General features: G+C 52.1%; 13 protein-coding genes. 10 read left to right on the forward strand and 3 right to left on the reverse strand.

The window, feature by feature from the left end; genetic code table 11:
• Positions 1-9: 9 nt before the first annotated feature.
• Entirely contained in the window at positions 10-1,041 is a 1,032-nt protein-coding gene (locus tag FPL14_RS23860; RefSeq protein WP_182300083.1) for a LacI family DNA-binding transcriptional regulator, read from the reverse strand.
• Between the two features lie 648 nt (positions 1,042-1,689).
• Between FPL14_RS23860 and hisS the strand changes: the two genes are divergently transcribed.
• The 8 genes from hisS (at position 1,690) to FPL14_RS23900 (ending at position 12,663) form a co-directional block, all read left to right on the forward strand.
• A complete protein-coding gene (gene hisS / locus FPL14_RS23865; RefSeq protein WP_182300084.1) occupies positions 1,690-2,949 on the forward strand; it encodes a histidine--tRNA ligase in 1,260 nt (419 codons plus the stop codon).
• 20 nt (positions 2,950-2,969) lie between these two features.
• Complete coding sequence (aspS, locus tag FPL14_RS23870) at positions 2,970-4,811, forward strand: aspartate--tRNA ligase (protein ID WP_182300085.1); 1,842 nt, start codon at positions 2,970-2,972, stop codon at positions 4,809-4,811.
• 22 nt (positions 4,812-4,833) lie between these two features.
• The gene (locus tag FPL14_RS23875) at positions 4,834-5,592 is read left to right on the forward strand and encodes a tRNA threonylcarbamoyladenosine dehydratase (RefSeq protein ID WP_182300086.1); all 759 of its coding nucleotides are present in this window, start codon (positions 4,834-4,836) and stop codon (positions 5,590-5,592) included.
• 445 nt (positions 5,593-6,037) lie between these two features.
• On the forward strand, positions 6,038-6,232 hold the full coding sequence (locus tag FPL14_RS30845; RefSeq protein WP_407644681.1) for a YdeI/OmpD-associated family protein: 195 nt from the start codon (positions 6,038-6,040) through the stop codon (positions 6,230-6,232).
• A gap of 659 nt (positions 6,233-6,891) precedes the next feature.
• Complete coding sequence (locus FPL14_RS23885; RefSeq protein WP_229263644.1) at positions 6,892-8,025, forward strand: CotH kinase family protein; 1,134 nt, start codon at positions 6,892-6,894, stop codon at positions 8,023-8,025.
• A 78-nt stretch (positions 8,026-8,103) separates the two neighbouring features.
• Positions 8,104-9,429, forward strand: a complete 1,326-nt coding sequence (locus FPL14_RS23890; protein WP_182300088.1) for a replication-associated recombination protein A — start codon at positions 8,104-8,106, stop codon at positions 9,427-9,429.
• A gap of 90 nt (positions 9,430-9,519) precedes the next feature.
• The gene (locus tag FPL14_RS23895) at positions 9,520-11,076 is read left to right on the forward strand and encodes a sensor domain-containing diguanylate cyclase (RefSeq protein ID WP_182300089.1); all 1,557 of its coding nucleotides are present in this window, start codon (positions 9,520-9,522) and stop codon (positions 11,074-11,076) included.
• A 249-nt stretch (positions 11,077-11,325) separates the two neighbouring features.
• A complete protein-coding gene (locus FPL14_RS23900; RefSeq protein ID WP_182300090.1) occupies positions 11,326-12,663 on the forward strand; it encodes a hemolysin family protein in 1,338 nt (445 codons plus the stop codon).
• A gap of 62 nt (positions 12,664-12,725) precedes the next feature.
• On the opposite strand, the gene FPL14_RS23905 is transcribed toward FPL14_RS23900, so the two are convergent.
• Both FPL14_RS23905 and FPL14_RS23910 read right to left on the reverse strand, forming a co-directional pair.
• Positions 12,726-13,886 (reverse strand): MFS transporter, encoded by a 1,161-nt coding sequence (locus FPL14_RS23905; protein WP_182300091.1) that lies wholly within the window; start codon positions 13,884-13,886, stop codon positions 12,726-12,728.
• A gap of 30 nt (positions 13,887-13,916) precedes the next feature.
• Positions 13,917-15,215 (reverse strand): multi antimicrobial extrusion protein MatE, encoded by a 1,299-nt coding sequence (locus tag FPL14_RS23910; RefSeq protein ID WP_182300092.1) that lies wholly within the window; start codon positions 15,213-15,215, stop codon positions 13,917-13,919.
• Between the two features lie 183 nt (positions 15,216-15,398).
• Between FPL14_RS23910 and FPL14_RS23915 the strand changes: the two genes are divergently transcribed.
• Complete coding sequence (locus FPL14_RS23915; protein ID WP_182304132.1) at positions 15,399-15,743, forward strand: hypothetical protein; 345 nt, start codon at positions 15,399-15,401, stop codon at positions 15,741-15,743.
• Positions 15,744-15,765: 22 nt separating this feature from the next.
• Positions 15,766-16,845, forward strand: a complete 1,080-nt coding sequence (locus tag FPL14_RS23920) for a tetraprenyl-beta-curcumene synthase family protein (RefSeq protein ID WP_182300093.1) — start codon at positions 15,766-15,768, stop codon at positions 16,843-16,845.
• Positions 16,846-16,861 lie beyond the last annotated feature (16 nt).

Raw genomic sequence — 16,861 nt, forward strand, 5'->3', positions numbered from 1 at the left:
AAAGGGACATTAATTTATTGCGTTACGGCAAGAAGAGCGTTCGACGAGTGCAGCGCGAAAAGTCGGAGATGGCATGGCGTTACCGGCTTTGCCCTCCATCAAGTCAATGATCCGTTCCGTGATTGAAACGGCCATTTCCACGCGAGGGACTCTCATCGTAGTAAGCGGGGGGTGCGTATACTGGGAAATCAGGAGGTCGTCGAATCCGATGATCGAAAGCCGTTCGGGAACGGATACCCCAAGCCGGATGGATGCTTGAATAGCCCCGTAAGCCATCAAATCGTTGCTGCAAAATATCGCTTCGGGAAGATCGTTGCTCCGAACCCATCGTTCAACCGCGTCGTAACCGCTTTTCTCGATGAACTGACCGTAGTAGATATGGTCTTTCTCCACCGACAATCCTCGGTCGCGAACAGCGGCTAAGAAACCGTCAAGACGCTCTTGCGAAGCCGGGATAGCCATGTCTCCGGTGACGATGCCAAGACGGGTATAGCCGAGATCCAATAAATATTGACCTGCTTCATAGGCGCTCGTTCGGTTATCCAAGTAAGGAAAGGGGATATCCATCGTGCCCGGATGCAGGTTGTTCTGATCGAATACGCCGATGCTGAAGCCGGCTTCCGTTACTTTATCCACGATAAACTGCACGTTAGACCAACTGATGATGATACCCGAATCAATGCTCTTCTGCTTGTATAGGCTTAGGAGTTGGTCGGTGTCGGATATATCCATGATCGAGACAAGCACGTTATAGTTTCTTGAATTGCTGTAGCTGACGATACCTCCGATTACGGCGCTATAGAATAGATCATCCGTATACAATTTATACCGCTCCTGGTTTTGTACGATGAAGACGGCAATGGTGGTAGGTTTGCTAGAAGACAGCTTACGTGCGGCCGCGCTCGGTTCGAAATGATGCTCTTCCATGATTTTCTGGATTTTGGCTTGCGTTTCGGGCTTGACGTTCGGGGCGTTATTCAGAACTCGCTGCACGGTTTTGCGGGACACCCCCGCAAGGCGCGATATATCGTATATATTCATGAGCAAGCCATCCAATCTTGAAGGATTTCGTGAAATAGGAAATGTTTAAAATAGTCTATCGAATACAATGGAGAGGGTCAACAGGCCGAAGTTAACGCTTTCTTTTTTGTAACGAAACTGTAATCTGTTATACACGCCTTCTTAAAGTAAATAGACTAATCTATAGACGACCCCCTTTTTCAATATATTTAATCATTGAACCTGCCGATCTTCGGCAGGTTATTTTCTTTCAGGTCCGCAATTTCTTGACATGCATTCATCAACAGACTACAATAAATAACAATTGCATTTTGCCTTTGATTCCATGACGGGAAACAGTACTTCGAACCCACGCCCACAGAGAGGAAAGCCTTCAGGCTGCAAGCTTTCCGGCGATGATCGGACGAAAGACGTCCCCGAGAACCCGATGCGAAAGACGCCGTACGACAAGTTCTGGCGGATGGAGTAGCATTGAGGCGTAGCCGGGCGTTAACCGGATGAAGCGCAAGCCGGCGAATGATCGTCTCAATACGGACGTCAATAAGCGGTTTGAATGACGGGTGGCACCGCGGGAGCATGGAGAATACGCTCTCGTCCCTGACGATCTTAGCAATTGGGATCGTCGTGGGACGGGAGCTTTTTTAATGGCTTGAAGAGGGAGTGAATTCGATGAGTTTTCAAAAACCGCCCGGCACTCAGGATATATTGCCAGGCAATTCCGAGCTATGGCAGTACGTGGAGAACACGGCTCGCGACTTGTGCCGGCGATTCCGGTTCGGGGAAATCCGCACGCCCGTATTCGAGGCGACCGAGCTGTTCAAGCGCGGCGTGGGCGAAACGACGGACATCGTCGAGAAAGAGATGTACACGTTCGAGGATCGCGGCAAACGCAGCATGACGCTTCGTCCGGAAGGCACGGCGGGCGTTGTCCGTTCTTATGTGGAGAATAAGCTGTTCGGCGAACCGGACGTTTCCAAGCTGTACTATATCGGACCGATGTTCCGATACGAACGGGCGCAAGCCGGAAGGTACCGGCAATTCCATCAATTCGGCGTAGAGGCTATCGGATCTTCCGATCCGGCGATAGACGCCGAGGTGATCGCATTAGGGTACACCTTCTATCGGGAGCTTGGGTTAACGGGCGTGACGGTCGATCTGAACTCCGTCGGGACACCGGCGGTCAGAGCCGATTTTCGGGAGAAGCTGCTCGCGTTCTTGCTGCCGATGAAAGACGAACTATGCAAGGATTGCCAGTCGCGTATGGAACGTAACCCGCTGCGGGTGCTCGATTGCAAAGTCGACCAGGATAAGTTTACGAATGCGCCGTCGATTCTGGATAGCCTCGACGAAGAGTGCGAGACGCATTTCGCGCGCGTTCGCGAGTGTCTGAACGAGATGGGCATTCCTTACAACCTAAACTCCAGACTCGTACGCGGCCTCGATTATTACACGCACACGGCTTTCGAATATAAAGCCCAAGGTATCGGCGCGATCGACACGATCGGCGGAGGCGGGCGGTATAACGGGCTAGTGGCGGAGATCGGCGGCGAGGACAAACCGGGCGTAGGTCTTGGTATCGGTCTGGAACGGACGCTTCTCCTACTGGAAAGCCAGGGAATCAAACCCGATTTAGGCAATCAAATCGATGTCTATTTCGTGGCGTTAGGAGAGCGTGCGGAGAAAGCGCTGCCTGCCTTGCTGCAGCAGCTTCGCGTAGCGGGCATAGCGGCGGAGCGGGATTATCTGGGACGGAAGACGAAAGCCCAGTTCAAAGCCGCCGAACGCAGCGGAGCCCGGATCGCGGCCGTGCTCGGAGACGACGAGCTCGATCGCGGGGAAATTTCGCTTAGGCCGATAACCGGCGGAGAGCAGCAAGCGGTTAAGTTAAGCGAGCTGGTCCGAACGATTCAAACCATTATTTCCAAATAAGAAAAGGGGAACAACCACTCATGATGCTCAAAAACATCGATTGCGGTAAATTAACGAAGGAAAACGTAGGCCAGACGGTCGTCCTGAACGGCTGGGTACAAGGATGGCGCGATTTCGGAGGCATTCTGTTCATCGACCTCCGCGACCGTACGGGAATCGTACAGGTCGTGTTCAATCCGGCATTTTCCGGTCAAGCTTTAGATATCGGCAGCCGGGCTCGCAACGAGTACGTATTAGCGGTTAAAGGGAAAATCGTAGAACGCGATCCCGAGACGTTCAACCCTAACCTGGCAACGGGCGAAATCGAAGTTCAGGTAGAAGAGGTAGAAATCATTAATGCCGCGAAGACTCCTCCGTTCCCTATCGAGGATGGCGTAGAAGTGGACGAATCGCTTCGCTTGAAATACCGTTATTTGGATTTGCGCCGTCCGGAAATGCAAAAAACGCTGCTTCTTCGTTCGAAAGCGACCAAAATTTTCCGCGACTTCTTGGACGACAACGGGTTCATTGACGTCGAAACTCCGATTCTGACGAAGAGCTCGCCGGAAGGCGCGCGCGATTACTTGGTACCGAGCCGGGTTCATCCGGGCGAATTTTTCGCGCTCCCGCAATCGCCTCAATTGTTCAAGCAATTGCTGATGGTCGGCGGAATCGAACGGTACTACCAAGTGGCCCGTTGTTTCCGCGACGAAGACCTTCGCGCGGACCGTCAACCGGAGTTCACGCAAATCGACATCGAGACGTCTTTCTTGACCCAAGACCAATTGCTCGGCATGATGGAACGGCTGATGGCGCGTTTGTTCCGCGAGACGATCGGCGTAGAAATTCCGACTCCGTTCCAACGGTTGACTTATCATGACGCGATTCATAAATACGGTTCCGACAAACCGGATCTTCGTTTCGGCTTGGAGATCGAAGACGTGACCGATATCGTCAAAGGCAGCGAAGTGAAAGTGTTCGCTTCCGTCGCCGCTTCCGGAGGCGTCGTCAAAGCTCTGAACGCTAAAGGCTGCGCAAGCTGGAGCCGCAAGGAACTCGATGATCTCCAACCGTTCGCGGCTCGCTACGGCGGTAAAGGGATCGCTTGGATTACCGTTAAAGACGGCGAATGGCGCGGACCGATCGTTAAATTTTTCAAACCGGAAGAAATCGCGGCTCTCACCGAACGCCTGAACGTAGAAGAAGGAGATCTATTGACGTTTTCCGCCGATAAGCTGAAGACGGCTGCCGACGTGATGGGCAATCTGCGTCAAAAAGTGGGGCGCGATCTAGGCTTAATCGACAACAAAGCGTACAAATTCCTGTGGGTCGTCGACTTCCCGCTGCTCGGCTGGGACGAGGAAGCCAAGCGGTTCGTGGCGGAGCACCATCCGTTCACCCGTCCAAGCGACGAGGATCTGCCTTTGTTCGACAGCGATCCGGGCGCGATTCGCGCGCAAGCATACGATATCGTGCTTAACGGTTACGAAGTCGGCGGAGGATCCATGCGGATCTATCGTAGGGACGTTCAAGAGAAGATGTTCAACGCTCTCGGATTCTCTCCTGAGGAAGCGAAAGCGGAGTTCGGCTATTTCCTTGACGCGTTCGAATACGGTACGCCTCCGCACGGCGGAATCGCTTTCGGCTTAGACCGTCTCATCATGCTGCTCGCCGGCCGCACCAACCTCCGCGAGACGATCGCGTTCCCGAAAACCGCGAGCGCAACGGACTTGCTGTGCGATGCTCCGTCGCCGGTCAAGGAACGTCAATTAGACGACCTGCATGTTCGTCTGTCGGCCAAAGCGATCGCCGCGCAAACGAAGAACGCGGCTTCGGCAGAAGTCTCCGAGAACAACGAGCCCGACGCGCAAAGCCAAGGCTAAACCAAAAGGAGCGAACGAACCGATGTTGCATCAGTTCTCCAGAACGGAATTAGCGATCGGGCCGGAAGGGTTAGAGGTGCTTAAGGGCAGTACCGTCGCCGTGCTCGGCATTGGCGGAGTAGGCGGCATCGCGGCAGAGGCGCTGGCGCGCTCCGGTATCGGCCGTATCGTATTGATCGACAAGGACGTCGTCGATATTACGAATATCAATCGCCAGATTCACGCTCTGACGACTACCGTCGGACAGCCCAAAGCGGATCTGATGAGAGATCGCATCAAGCTCATCAATCCGGAGTGCGACGTCATCTCTTTGCGGATGTTCTATACCGAGGAAACTTACGAAGAACTGTTCAAATACCCGCTGGATTACGTCATCGACGCATCGGATACGATTTCCTACAAGATCCATCTGATCAAACAGTGCCTGGAGCGGAAAATTCCGATCATCTCCAGCATGGGAGCGGCGAACAAAACCGATCCGACAAGGTTCCAGGTCGCGGACATTTCGAAGACGACGGTCGACCCGATCGCCCGGGTCATCCGCAAGAAGCTGCGCAACGAAGGGATCAAGAAAGGCGTGCAGGTGGTGTTCTCCACGGAACTTCCGATTAAACCCCGGGAAGACGTGACGCAGCGAATCGTTCCGGAAACGGCGCCCGAGATCCGCAAAGCGCAGCAGCCGCCATCCAGCAATGCCTTCGTTCCGCCTGTTGCGGGATTGATCATGGTGAGCGTTGTTTTCAAGGATCTGCTGGATAAGGTAGACAAGCCGTATGGATGAAGCTCTAGTTAAAAAGCTGAGAGTTCCCGGCGGCGGCAGAATAGCAATCGTCGAACCTCCCGAAGGTTTTTTGGCTTCGATAGGCAGAACGGTTGACGAGACTAAGCTGAATGTAGGCGAGCAGGGCACGTACGATTATGTCCAGCTATTCGCAACGAATGCGGCCGACGTAGAGAGGCTGGCTCCGATGGCCATACGCGCGGTAAAAACAGACGGTTTGCTGTGGATGTGTTATCCTAAAGGCTCGTCGAAGCTCAAGACGGATCTGAATCGAGACCGCGGATGGTCCGTCGTGAAGGAGTCCGGCTGGGAAGGAATCGCTCTCGTTTCCGTGAACGACGTATGGTCCGCGATGAGATTCCGTCCTGTCGAAGCGGTAGGCAAAGTCCGGGTTACGCCTGCCGAACGCAAAGCGTCTAACGCCGAACCGGCAACGCCAATGGAAATGCCCGAGGACTTGCGGCAGGCGCTCGATGCGAACGCGCAAGCGTCGGCTTTCTTCGATAAGCTTGCTCCCTCTCACAAGAAGGAATACATGAGGTGGATCGTGGAAGCCAAGCGCGAAGAAACCCGGGTTTCCCGGGTTCGGAAAGCGATCGAGAAGCTCGGCGGGGGACTCAAAAGACCATCCGATAAATAAGGCGAGAACCATGTAAAGCTATTTCGGCTCCATTAGCCGGGATAGCTTTTTTTTGCGCGTGCGAGTTGTCGATAAATCCGCGCATGATGGAGCAGAAAAGCCCCTTTTCTCGCGTTGTTCTGCGCTTGTCTCTATCGGTATCGGACAATTCTTCATAAAATGAATGATCTTCATATTGGAGGTGTAGCTTCATTGACGATGGAATTGCACGGAGCCAGACGTAAACGTTCCAAGCGCTTAGTCCGTAAATGCACATGCGTATGGAAAAAAGTACCGAGGAAAAGAAAGTGCGTAAAACCTCATCCTATTAAAAGGAAACGCAAGCAGCGGCACCACTCAAGTCCGCGAAAGGACCATCAAACTTGGGGGAATTGGGGGGGCCGCGGCAGCGGTGGGACAGGCGGTCGCCATACGAGCGGACGGTCCGACGGATGCAAGGATCACAGCGAAGGAATGAAAGACCATAGCGGGCACAAATCCCAGCATAGCGGACACGAATCCCAGCATAGCAGTCAGAGGGATCATCGCAGCGGAGGGAGCAGCGGAAAGAGCTGGCGCGATTGATTGCCGGTTAACCGGCAGAAGACAAAGATGAGGTTTCCTTTTGCAGCCGTTGCAAGGAGGGAGCCTCATCTTTTTTTGCGCGGCGGAATAGACGAATGCCGTTTCCGCGAATGCCGGGGCAACATACGCTGATTCTGATGAAAGGACGCTTCATGAGGAAAGGCGGCGACGGCATGCCATTACCGATCAGAACGCTGATTATCAGCGAATCGGCAAGCCGGGAATTGGAGAGGAATCTATGGAACGACAACTATGTGCCGGCAAAAATGAGAACGAACGGGAGAACGGTGGACGTCTCCGTCCGGTATCGGGGAGGTCATACGAGAGGCTATCCTAAACGTTCCTACGAGGTTGTGCGTAAAAACCAAGCTTTTCATTACAATGCGGAGTTCGATGATCCCTCCGTTGTTCGCAATGCTTTGTCGTTCGCTTTTTTTCCGATGATCGGAGTGCCGGCTCCCCGAACGAAACACGTGCTACTAGTCGTCAATGGCCAGCCTTTAGGCGTCTACCTGGAAATAGAAGGCGTAGAAAAGCTGTTTTTCCGGAGAAGAAAGATCGGGGCTTTGTCGTTGTTCTATGCGGTCAACAATCGGGCGGATTTTGATCTCTTCTCCTCGGAATCCAACCGTCTGAAATCGTCGCTTCTGGCCGGCTACGAGCACAGATTCGGGGAATCGTACGAATTGTCGAAGCTAAGATCGTTTATTAAAGGGATTCACATGCATAGAGGATCGCAAGGGGAAGCGTTTATAAGATCATGCATGGATGTCGACAATTATTTAAGGTGGTTGGCGGGAGCCGTACTTACGGGCAATTATGACGGGTTCGAGCAAAATTACGCGATTTACCGAAGCCGATCGACACGGAAGCTGCGAATGATCCCGTGGGATTATGAAGGAACCTGGGGACGCAATTGCTACGGGAAGCTGGTGGAGAGCGATTTGGTCAAAGTGGCCGGTTACAACTTCTTAACGAGAAAACTGCTGTCCTATCCCAGCTTCCGTAAACAATATAAGACGATTTTGCAGAAAGCGCTGAACGGTCCCTTTACGGAGAGCAAGCTTATGCCGATCGTCGATAGAATGTCCGACCAAATTTCCTCCTATATTCGCGAAGACCGGACTCGTAAATGGTCCTACCGGGATTTTCTAAACGAACCCCGCGTCATTCGGAATTATATTCGGGAGAGGAGGGCGATCGTTAGAGCCGAGCTAAAACATCTATAGACGAACGTTCGTTCTTATTCTCTTCCGGTAAGATCCGCTTTCTGGTATGATGGAGGAGAAGAAAGGCGGTTTAACGCTATGGATTTATTCAGCTTTGGCGCGGAATCCGAGCCGCAGGCACGATTGCTCGCCGATCGGATGCGCCCGGAGACGCTGGACGAATATATCGGCCAGGAACATGTCGTCGGCGCAGGGAAACTGCTGCGGCGAGCCATCGAAGGGGACGTCGTTTCGTCTATATTATTGTTCGGTCCTCCGGGATGCGGCAAGACGACGTTGGCTCATATTATTTCCAAGCAAACGAAAGGCGATTTCGTTCGGCTTAACGCGGTAGACGCCTCGGTAAAGGACGTGCGCGAGGTGATCGAGCAAGCGGAGCGCAACAAGAGCATGTACGGACGCAAAACGATCCTGTTCCTCGATGAAGTACATCGATTTAACAGCGCCAGACAAGACGCGCTTCTTCCCGCCGTCGAGCGAGGGATTATTATATTCATTGGCGCGACAACGGAAAATCCGTTCCATTCCGTGAACGGAGCTTTGCTGTCGCGTTCGACTTTGTTCCGGTTGGAGCCGTTAACGAAAGAGCATTCGTTGCTGGCGATGCGCAGAGCGTTGGCGGATTCGGGCAAAGGGCTTGGATTTATGAAGCTCGTCGTGGAGGAAGAGGCGTTGGCGCACATCGCTTCGATGGCTAACGGCGATATTCGCCGCGCGCTGACGGCGTTGGAATTGGCCGCGGTAACGACGCCGTCGGAGCTTGACGGCACCGTTCGCGTCACGTTGGAAATCGCGGAGGAATCTATCCGCCAACCGACCGTCCAAGCGGACGAATCCACGCAGTACGATGTTTTGTCGGCTTTCCACAAGAGCGTCAGAGGCTCCAGCGATGCGGCTCTATACTGGTTTCTATATGCCGTGGAGAAGCTCGGAATGGATCCGATGGTGTTCTTGCGGCGGTTAACGGTCGCTTGCAGCGAGGATATCGGTTTAGCCAATCCGCAGGCGATGGTGCAAGCCGTTAGCGCAATGGAAGCCTACCATCGAATCGGCTGGCCGGAGTCCAAGTACATCGTGGCGCAAGCGATCTTGTTCGCCGTGGAAAGCCCGAAATCGAATGCGATCGCGGTTACGATCGGCAAAATCATGGAGTCGTTCGAAGCCGTTAAGTCCGCGGAAGTTCCGCTGCATCTAAGAGATGGCCATTACAGCGGAGCTAAGAAACTGGGGCATGTCGGTTACCAATATCCTCATGATTATCCGGGACATTACGTGGACCAGAAATATTTGCCGGACAAGCTGTCTTCCAAGGTATTCTATGAAGCGACCGAACAAGGAATGGAAGATAAGATCAGACATAACCAGCAACTTCGAAGAGGCAACGGTAGAATCAGAGGCAAATGAGGAGTTTTTTGGTCATGGACTACCTCATATGTTAATATCGAAATAGAATATGATTCCATCTGACATTATGCAACAAATGGAGGCGATAGCGTGCTGCGTCGCAACGATTGGCGTCTCGCTAGCCTGTATATTTGCACGATCGGTTTGTTTTTGGTCGTGAGTATTTTTAATTACATGTCGTTCCGAGAAATAAGCGATTCGACGAATCGGTTAACCCGGCACACTTATCCGATGGATCACATCGTTAATCGTTTAATGCTCGCCGTCGTGAATCAAGAGAACGGAATTCGCGGGTACTTGCTGACAAAAGATTCGAGTTACTTCGAGCCATATGAACAAGGGATAACCGAGGTAGAGAAGGTTAAAGGGCAGTTACTCGCGGAAGGCTCGCTAACGAGCGCGTACGAAGCCGAAATTCGGACAACGTTAGCCGGTCTTGCCGATGTGGAAGCGTTTTTCGAACGCGTTACGGGGTTGATCAAAGACAAGCAATTGGACCAAGCCGTCTCCGTGTTCAACGATGGACAAAGCGATATGAAGCGATTCCGGGAAAGTACCCACAACTTGGAGCAAATAGTCACGGACGCGATGGAGGAAGCTTGGAACGATCAACAGAGCCGGGCGAACTACTCTATGGCTTTGATCGTGACGGGCGCGGTCGTATCCTTGTTCGCGATTGTCGCGACTTGGGGAATGTTCCGTACGACCAAGAATGCCCTTAGGAGCACTCTTGAAAGCGAGCGGCGCTATAGGCGATTGGTCGATAATTCTCCGGATGCGATCGCCGTGCATCAAGACGGAATCGTCGTGTTCGCTAATCCGGCTTGCGCGAAGCTGATGGGAGTGAGCGATTCCTCGCGTTTGATCGGAATTCCTATGATGCGGTTCGTTCATCAACCCTACATGGAAGTCGTTCACGACCGAGCGAAACGCGCGTTAAGCGAGAAGGACGTCGGGACGATGGACGAGCAGTTCGTTAGGCTGGACGGGAGCCTAGTGGACGTAGAGGTGACGGCTATCGGTTTTCCTTACGAAGGACGGCCGGCGGTATTGATCGTAGCAAGGGAAGTCGGAATCCGCAAGGAAGCCGAGCGTAAGATGAAAGAAGCCAACGCGCTATTGCAACGGTTGTCTACGCTAGATGGATTGACGGGCATTCCGAATAGGCGCTCCTTCGACGGCGATCTTCGCGAGCTGTGGGAGCGTACTAGAGATTCCGGTGAACCGAATTCTCTTCTTTTGTTCGATGTGGACAATTTTAAAGCTTATAACGACTATTACGGGCATCAAGCGGGAGACGAATGCTTGCAGCAAATTGCCCGCATCGCGGAATTCGAAGCCGGCCGGACGCAAGGAACCGCTTATCGCTACGGCGGAGAAGAATTCGCCATCCTGCTGCCGGAGCATGACCGGGAACAGGCGTTAAGCGCGGCGGAGCAGATCAGGCAAGCCATCTCCCGAAGCCAAATACCCCACGCGGGAATTTCAACCGAGGCGACCGTTACGATCAGCCTGGGCGCGGCTACATGCATAAGCGTTTCGGACCAAACGCCGGCTCAATGGCTGCATGCGGCGGACCAAGCTTTGTATCGGGCAAAAAATCAAGGAAGAAACACCATTTCCGAAGCCAAGATTTCCTCCGCGTAAGCGGAATTCGTTGGAAACGGGGATATACCGCCTTTTCGTACGAAAATCGGCATAGGTGGCAGGCTCAAGTGAATAGAGATGGGTACTACGGCAAAATACTCGGTTAATCATCGTTTGACGGACCGGGCTAAACCGTCTAATCTATAATAAAGATATATACCCTTTTTCAATACTTTACGCTAGTAAGTTATTTTTCATTATATAAAGGAGGTGTACCTGTCCTCTCCCGAGGGTGAGGATAGGGATTATTTGGACGGTGACCCCTTTCCATTAAGCGTGGACTTGGTCTTGATTTTTGCTCTGGTGTTTCTGAACGGTTTTTTCGTAGCCGCGGAATTCGCCATGGTCAAAGCACGCGGTTCAAGAATTGATTCGTTAGTTCAAGAAGGGCACAAAAAAGCGAAGGTCGCTTCTCATCTGATGGATCATCTTGATGCGTATCTGTCGGCCTGTCAGCTTGGTATTACTCTTACTTCTCTAGGACTCGGTTGGATCGGGGAGCCGGCAATCGCCAGGATGCTCGAACCGATGTTCGAAGCGATGAATTTGAGTGAAAAGCTGGTACACCCGTTATCTTTCGTTATCGGCTTCTCGTTCATCACCGTGCTTCATATCGTTCTGGGAGAACTCGCTCCGAAGTCGGTAGCCATTCGCAAAGCCGAGATGGTCGCGCTGTGGACGGCAAAGCCTTTGTACTTTTTCCGCAAAATCATGAGTCCGTTTATCTGGGCTCTTAACGGAACAGCGGGATTGCTGCTCAAGCCGTTCGGAATAGACACTTCGGAAGTATCCTCTTCCGCCCATACGGAGGAAGAAATACGGATATTAGTGAAAGAGAGCCATAAGAGCGGGCTGATCGACAAAACCGAATTAACGCTTATGGATAATATTTTCGATTTCGCGGAAACCAATGCAAGAGAAATCATGATTCCGCGAACGGAAATGAGTTGCCTGTACGGCAATTTGTCGTTCGAGGAGAACAAAAGCATTGCCTTGCGGGAGATGCATACGCGATACCCAGTATGCGAAAAGGATAAAGATAACATCATCGGATTCGTGCACATTAAGGACCTGTTAAAGGTTCCCGACAATTCGATTCTGGATATCCGGGATTTAATGCGGCCGATGACGACCGTGCCGGAAAGCATGCCGATAAGCGCGCTGCTCAAGCTTATGCAGAAGAGGAAATCGCAAATCGCGATTCTGATCGACGAGTACGGCGGAACTTCGGGATTGGTCACGTTAGAGGATATCATGGAAGAGATCGTAGGAGAAATTCAAGACGAATTCGACGAAGAACGTCCCGATATCGAGAAGCGGGATGACAGCACTTATTCGATTAACGGAATGATGCTTATCGAGGAAGTGAACAGCTTCTTCGGACTTGATATTTCAACCGAGGATTACGATACGATCGGCGGATGGATTTACTCGCAAATCGAGAACCCGCCTAAGAAAAATCAATACGTCGTATCCGAGGAAGGATTCCGCTTCACGATCGAAGAGACGGATCATCTCCGGATCTCGAGAATCGAGGTTACGCGTTCGGACGACGAAAGCTGGGAACCGCAGGCGGAAACGGGTTAACTAAGATAGAAACGGGCTTTGCCGTTGTAACACGGCGAAGCCCGTTTTTGCATACTTGCGGATTAGAGTCGGCTGCGGCGAAGATGCACGAATAGAAAACCGAAAGCGCCGATCAGAGCGAAGATCGCGCCGGAACGGAACACGTAAGACAGTCCCATTGTATCGTATAACCAACCGCCCAGCGTGCCGGCGATGAGACCGGCTAACCCGGACCAGACGACCGCGAATACGGCTTGGCCGGACGATCGGTATTCGTCGGGAATAAGCGCCTGCAAACAACGCAGAGCCGTAATATAGAAAATCGCAAAAGTAACGGAGTGCATCGTCTGCAATGCGACCATCATCCATGGCTCGCTTGCATAGCTAAGCAATCCTAACCGGATTACGTAGATAAAGCTTGCCAGAGCCAGCAAAGGCAGCTCTCTAAACCGATGCCCGAACTTGGCGAGGAGGAAGAACATCGGGATCTCGCTGACGGCGGAAGCAAGCGAGGCGTATCCGATGACGGAGTCGTCCGCTCCGATCTCCCTCATGGCGATCGATAGAAAACCTTCGTTCATGCGATGGGCAATGGAAACGACCATAATGAGCACGAAGAAGGTGACCGTCTCTCTCTTGCGCAGAAGTCCCCACAAGCCGCTGAATTCGAATTTCCTCAAAGTCGCTTGATAATTGCCGATGAAAAAAGAAAAGAGCAGCGATACGCCGATGACGCACAAAGCAAGGGTAATCGTGAGGTCGGAACCGTAGCTTTTCAAGATATACCCGAAGACGACCGCGCACACCGCGTAGCCGAGAGAGCCGAACATCCGTATCGAAGGGAAGCTTCGCTTCATTTGGTCGGCGGCGAGCAAGGACACGCTGTCCATCATGGAGTTGATGGGCGTCTGGAACAAGTAAAAGAGGGCCATGATTCCGGCCATGATGCCGAACTCCTTTTGCGGCAACAATAGAGCCAGAGCAAGGATTTGAACGGTGAAGAGCAAGCTGAGAATGCGCCTCAAATTTTTGGTGCGGTCGCTCAAGACGCCGACAGCGAGATTGGAAATGATGGATAGGAAGGGACCGACGGAGTAGATCGCCCCGATCTGAAGCTTCGAATATCCTAAACTCTCGAAATATAAAGGAAAATAAGTGACGAGCAATACCATCGTCGCGTAATTCGTAAATTGCATCGTTCGCAGAACGAATAACTGGCCTTGGTGCGAATTTGATCTTTCCATTAGATGCCTCCTGTTCTGGTTACGAGTCCGTTACTTGTCTCCCCGGTGGCTTCGGCGGAATAGCCAAGCAAGGAAAATCAGCTCCGCGAGCAATCCGGCGGACTGGGCCAGCGAGCCTAATACGCCGCTCCAGTCAGGCAATAGCAAGACGAGAAGGACGATGGTGATGGCCGTTATGATCGCGTTGGCGAGCTGAGAGCCGAACATCAGCTTCGTTTCTCCGTTGGCCATGACAATCCCGTTTAACGTATCCAGCCAGGGGAACACGAGCACGAAAGGCAGGAATCCTCGCAAAGCATGAATGCAAGCGGTAAGCAGCTCGTCTTTGACTCCGAGAATATGAGAGAACATCCAAGGCCCGATCGGCGTAAAAGCCATCAGGAGCATGAGCAACGGAGGAATGAACCCCAATAATAAGGTAAATTTGCGGACGATCGCCGGATTTGATTTGACGAACAGCAAAGCGATCTGATGAAAATAGGTGAAGAAACCTAGAATCAGGTTCATTAAGCTTCCCGCGACGGCGAAAGAGGCAACGGCAAGCGTTCCTCTATCGGTGGTACCTAGAAGCGCGTTCAGAATAGGCAATAGCCAGACGACGATCAGGGAGGAATAGAGCAGCGGATTATAGAACGCCGTTACTTGTTTAGGTTTCGTAACGTCGCAGTCTTCCGCTTTTTCCGGCATTTTCTTCAATAGATTGCTAGCTTCCCACCAACTGATGGCAGCCTCGATGACCATTCCGAAGACGAAGATGATCGTGCCGTGCAAGGCGCTATCGACGCCGACATGCAAGAAATATTGGGATAGAAGAAACATTCCCGTTAGACGGAAGATCATGGCGATCGTCAGCCACTTCGTCCTCATTTTGTAGATAATGACCCCTTGATACAAGCAGCGTATCCCTGAGAAAACGGATAGGAACATTAGGGCAAAGTAAGCGTGGATCGCTTCTTGCTCTACGATAGGGTCGGCTCCGTAGGCTAAACCGAAAATCCAATGTCCTAGAGGCGTGTAAGCGACCAAGCCTCCGAAGACGAGAGCCGCTCCGAATACATAGAAGCTTACGCTTCTAACCGCCCTGAACGAGGTGCGATCCCGAACTAACGCCGAGCAGGTTTGGCGGAACAGCACCGCCGGCTTCTCCGTTACGACGAGCAGACTCATGGCGAGCGCGTATCCGGCCAGAATGATCTCCGGATTGCTGGATCTCGCCAGCGTTCCGTTAATGATGACATGGCTTAAGTTGATTAAGAGAACGGAAATGCCCATGGGAATGAAAAATAGGAAAAGCCGTCTCAGCGAGACCGGCCCGTTATCTTGTGACATAGTTGGCTCCTTCTAGGTGATGTTTTTCATTGTCCGTTCGTCCAGATAGCTTGTATTATAACAGATATTCGACGGATTTCGGGAAAGGAATTCAGACAATAATGCTGGATTTCGTCGTTCCGAAATGATAAATTAAAGGATGATCCTTTTTGCTAGGCTGTAAGAAGAAATCGGGTGGAAACAATGCGGATATCCGAGCGGTGGCTCGATAACCAATTCGAATTCAGCGAGCGGCATGGCATTTCCGTTCCTCATTTGGATTGCGATTGGAATGAGTTGGATATTGAACATCAAACCGCTATTCTGGCGAGATGGGAAATGATTCGCGGATGCATACCGGATCATATTATGAAGTTTGAAGACGCGATAAGAGTCAAACAGCAAAGGCTGTTCGAGGAAGACGATTTCGCGCTATCCTGCTTGATTAACGGGGAAATCGCGGATCTGGCAAGCCGTATCAACGATCTGAATATTTGGTTCCGTACCCAGCAGGAAATAGACGACGAATCCAAAATGCATATCGGATAGAGCAAAGCGGAGGACCCTTGAAATGAAGAGTCAGACCTTGTTGGCGGGTCGAGCCCCCAGTGGACCAATTTCGCTGATGAAAAGAGTATATAAATACGTATTGCCGGAAGTTCGCGCGGAGTTGGCCCTGTGGCGTACGAGAGCCGAGGCGATAGCGGATCCGGAGCTTCGCAAGCAAGCGCTCGATAGCATGAACGCCAAACAGTTCCATTGCGAAGGCGGCGGGGTGTACGCGGCCGCCAACTTAGAACAGAGACAAGTGCTCATTCCGTTAATCGTCGCTCTGCAGACGATAAGCGATTACTTGGATAATCTATGCGATCGGAGCACATCGCTCGATCCGAACGATTTCCGTTTGCTGCATCAAAGCATGATAGACGCGGTATCTCCCGAGTTAATTACAACGAATTACTATGCTTTGAGGGAAGAGCAGGACGACAGCGGTTATTTAGCCGCTCTTGTCGCGCAATGCCGTACCTCCATCGCCGCGCTTCCCGCCTATTCTCTCGTGCAGGAGCATGTCGTAGAGCTAGTAAAGCTTTACGGGGATCTGCAAGTATACAAGCATATCGCCCAAGCCGATCGCGAACCCGCGCTGTTAAGCTGGTGGGAGCGACATTCCTCCCGCTATCCCCAATTGATGTGGAACGAGTTCGCGGCGGCGACGGGGTCGACGCTGGGAATGTTCATGCTATTCTTGGCCGCTAGCGATCCTAAGCTTGACGCAGAGCAAGCCGCATCGATAAGAAATCATTATTTTCCGTCAATATGCGGGCTCCATATTCTGCTCGATTACTTGATCGACCAGGCGGAGGATCGTATCGGCGGGGATTTGAACTTCTGCAGTTATTTCGAGAACCAGAAGATGTTGAACGATCGGATGGGGCAGATGGTGCAGGCGGCAAGAAAGTCCGCAGACGAGTTGCCGTTCGGACATTTTCATCGGATGATCGTGGAAGGTCTAGTGGCGCTCTATTTATCGGACCCGAAAGTCAGGGACCAGCAGGACGTTCGAAAGACCGCCAAGCTTCTCATGAAGGGAAGCCCTTGGACTAGGGTGTTTTTCTGGCTGAACAGCCATTGGATAAGGAAAGTCATGTAGAGTTACAGAAATAATC

The organism is Cohnella cholangitidis (assembly GCF_014107495.1).
GTDB lineage: Bacteria > Bacillota > Bacilli > Paenibacillales > Paenibacillaceae > Cohnella > Cohnella cholangitidis.

Bases quoted from the DNA above. Each gene is read 5' to 3' on its own strand.
- FPL14_RS23860 (WP_182300083.1), bottom strand. From the start codon at position 1,041: ATGAATATATACGATATATCGCGCCTTGCGGGGGTGTCCCGCAAAACC.
- hisS (WP_182300084.1), top strand. From the start codon at position 1,690: ATGAGTTTTCAAAAACCGCCCGGCACTCAGGATATATTGCCAGGCAAT.
- aspS (WP_182300085.1), top strand. From the start codon at position 2,970: ATGATGCTCAAAAACATCGATTGCGGTAAATTAACGAAGGAAAACGTA.
- FPL14_RS23875 (WP_182300086.1), top strand. From the start codon at position 4,834: ATGTTGCATCAGTTCTCCAGAACGGAATTAGCGATCGGGCCGGAAGGG.
- FPL14_RS30845 (WP_407644681.1), top strand. From the start codon at position 6,038: ATGCCCGAGGACTTGCGGCAGGCGCTCGATGCGAACGCGCAAGCGTCG.
- FPL14_RS23885 (WP_229263644.1), top strand. From the start codon at position 6,892: ATGCCGTTTCCGCGAATGCCGGGGCAACATACGCTGATTCTGATGAAA.
- FPL14_RS23890 (WP_182300088.1), top strand. From the start codon at position 8,104: ATGGATTTATTCAGCTTTGGCGCGGAATCCGAGCCGCAGGCACGATTG.
- FPL14_RS23905 (WP_182300091.1), bottom strand. From the start codon at position 13,886: ATGGAAAGATCAAATTCGCACCAAGGCCAGTTATTCGTTCTGCGAACG.
- FPL14_RS23910 (WP_182300092.1), bottom strand. From the start codon at position 15,215: ATGTCACAAGATAACGGGCCGGTCTCGCTGAGACGGCTTTTCCTATTT.
- FPL14_RS23915 (WP_182304132.1), top strand. From the start codon at position 15,399: ATGCGGATATCCGAGCGGTGGCTCGATAACCAATTCGAATTCAGCGAG.
- FPL14_RS23920 (WP_182300093.1), top strand. From the start codon at position 15,766: ATGAAGAGTCAGACCTTGTTGGCGGGTCGAGCCCCCAGTGGACCAATT.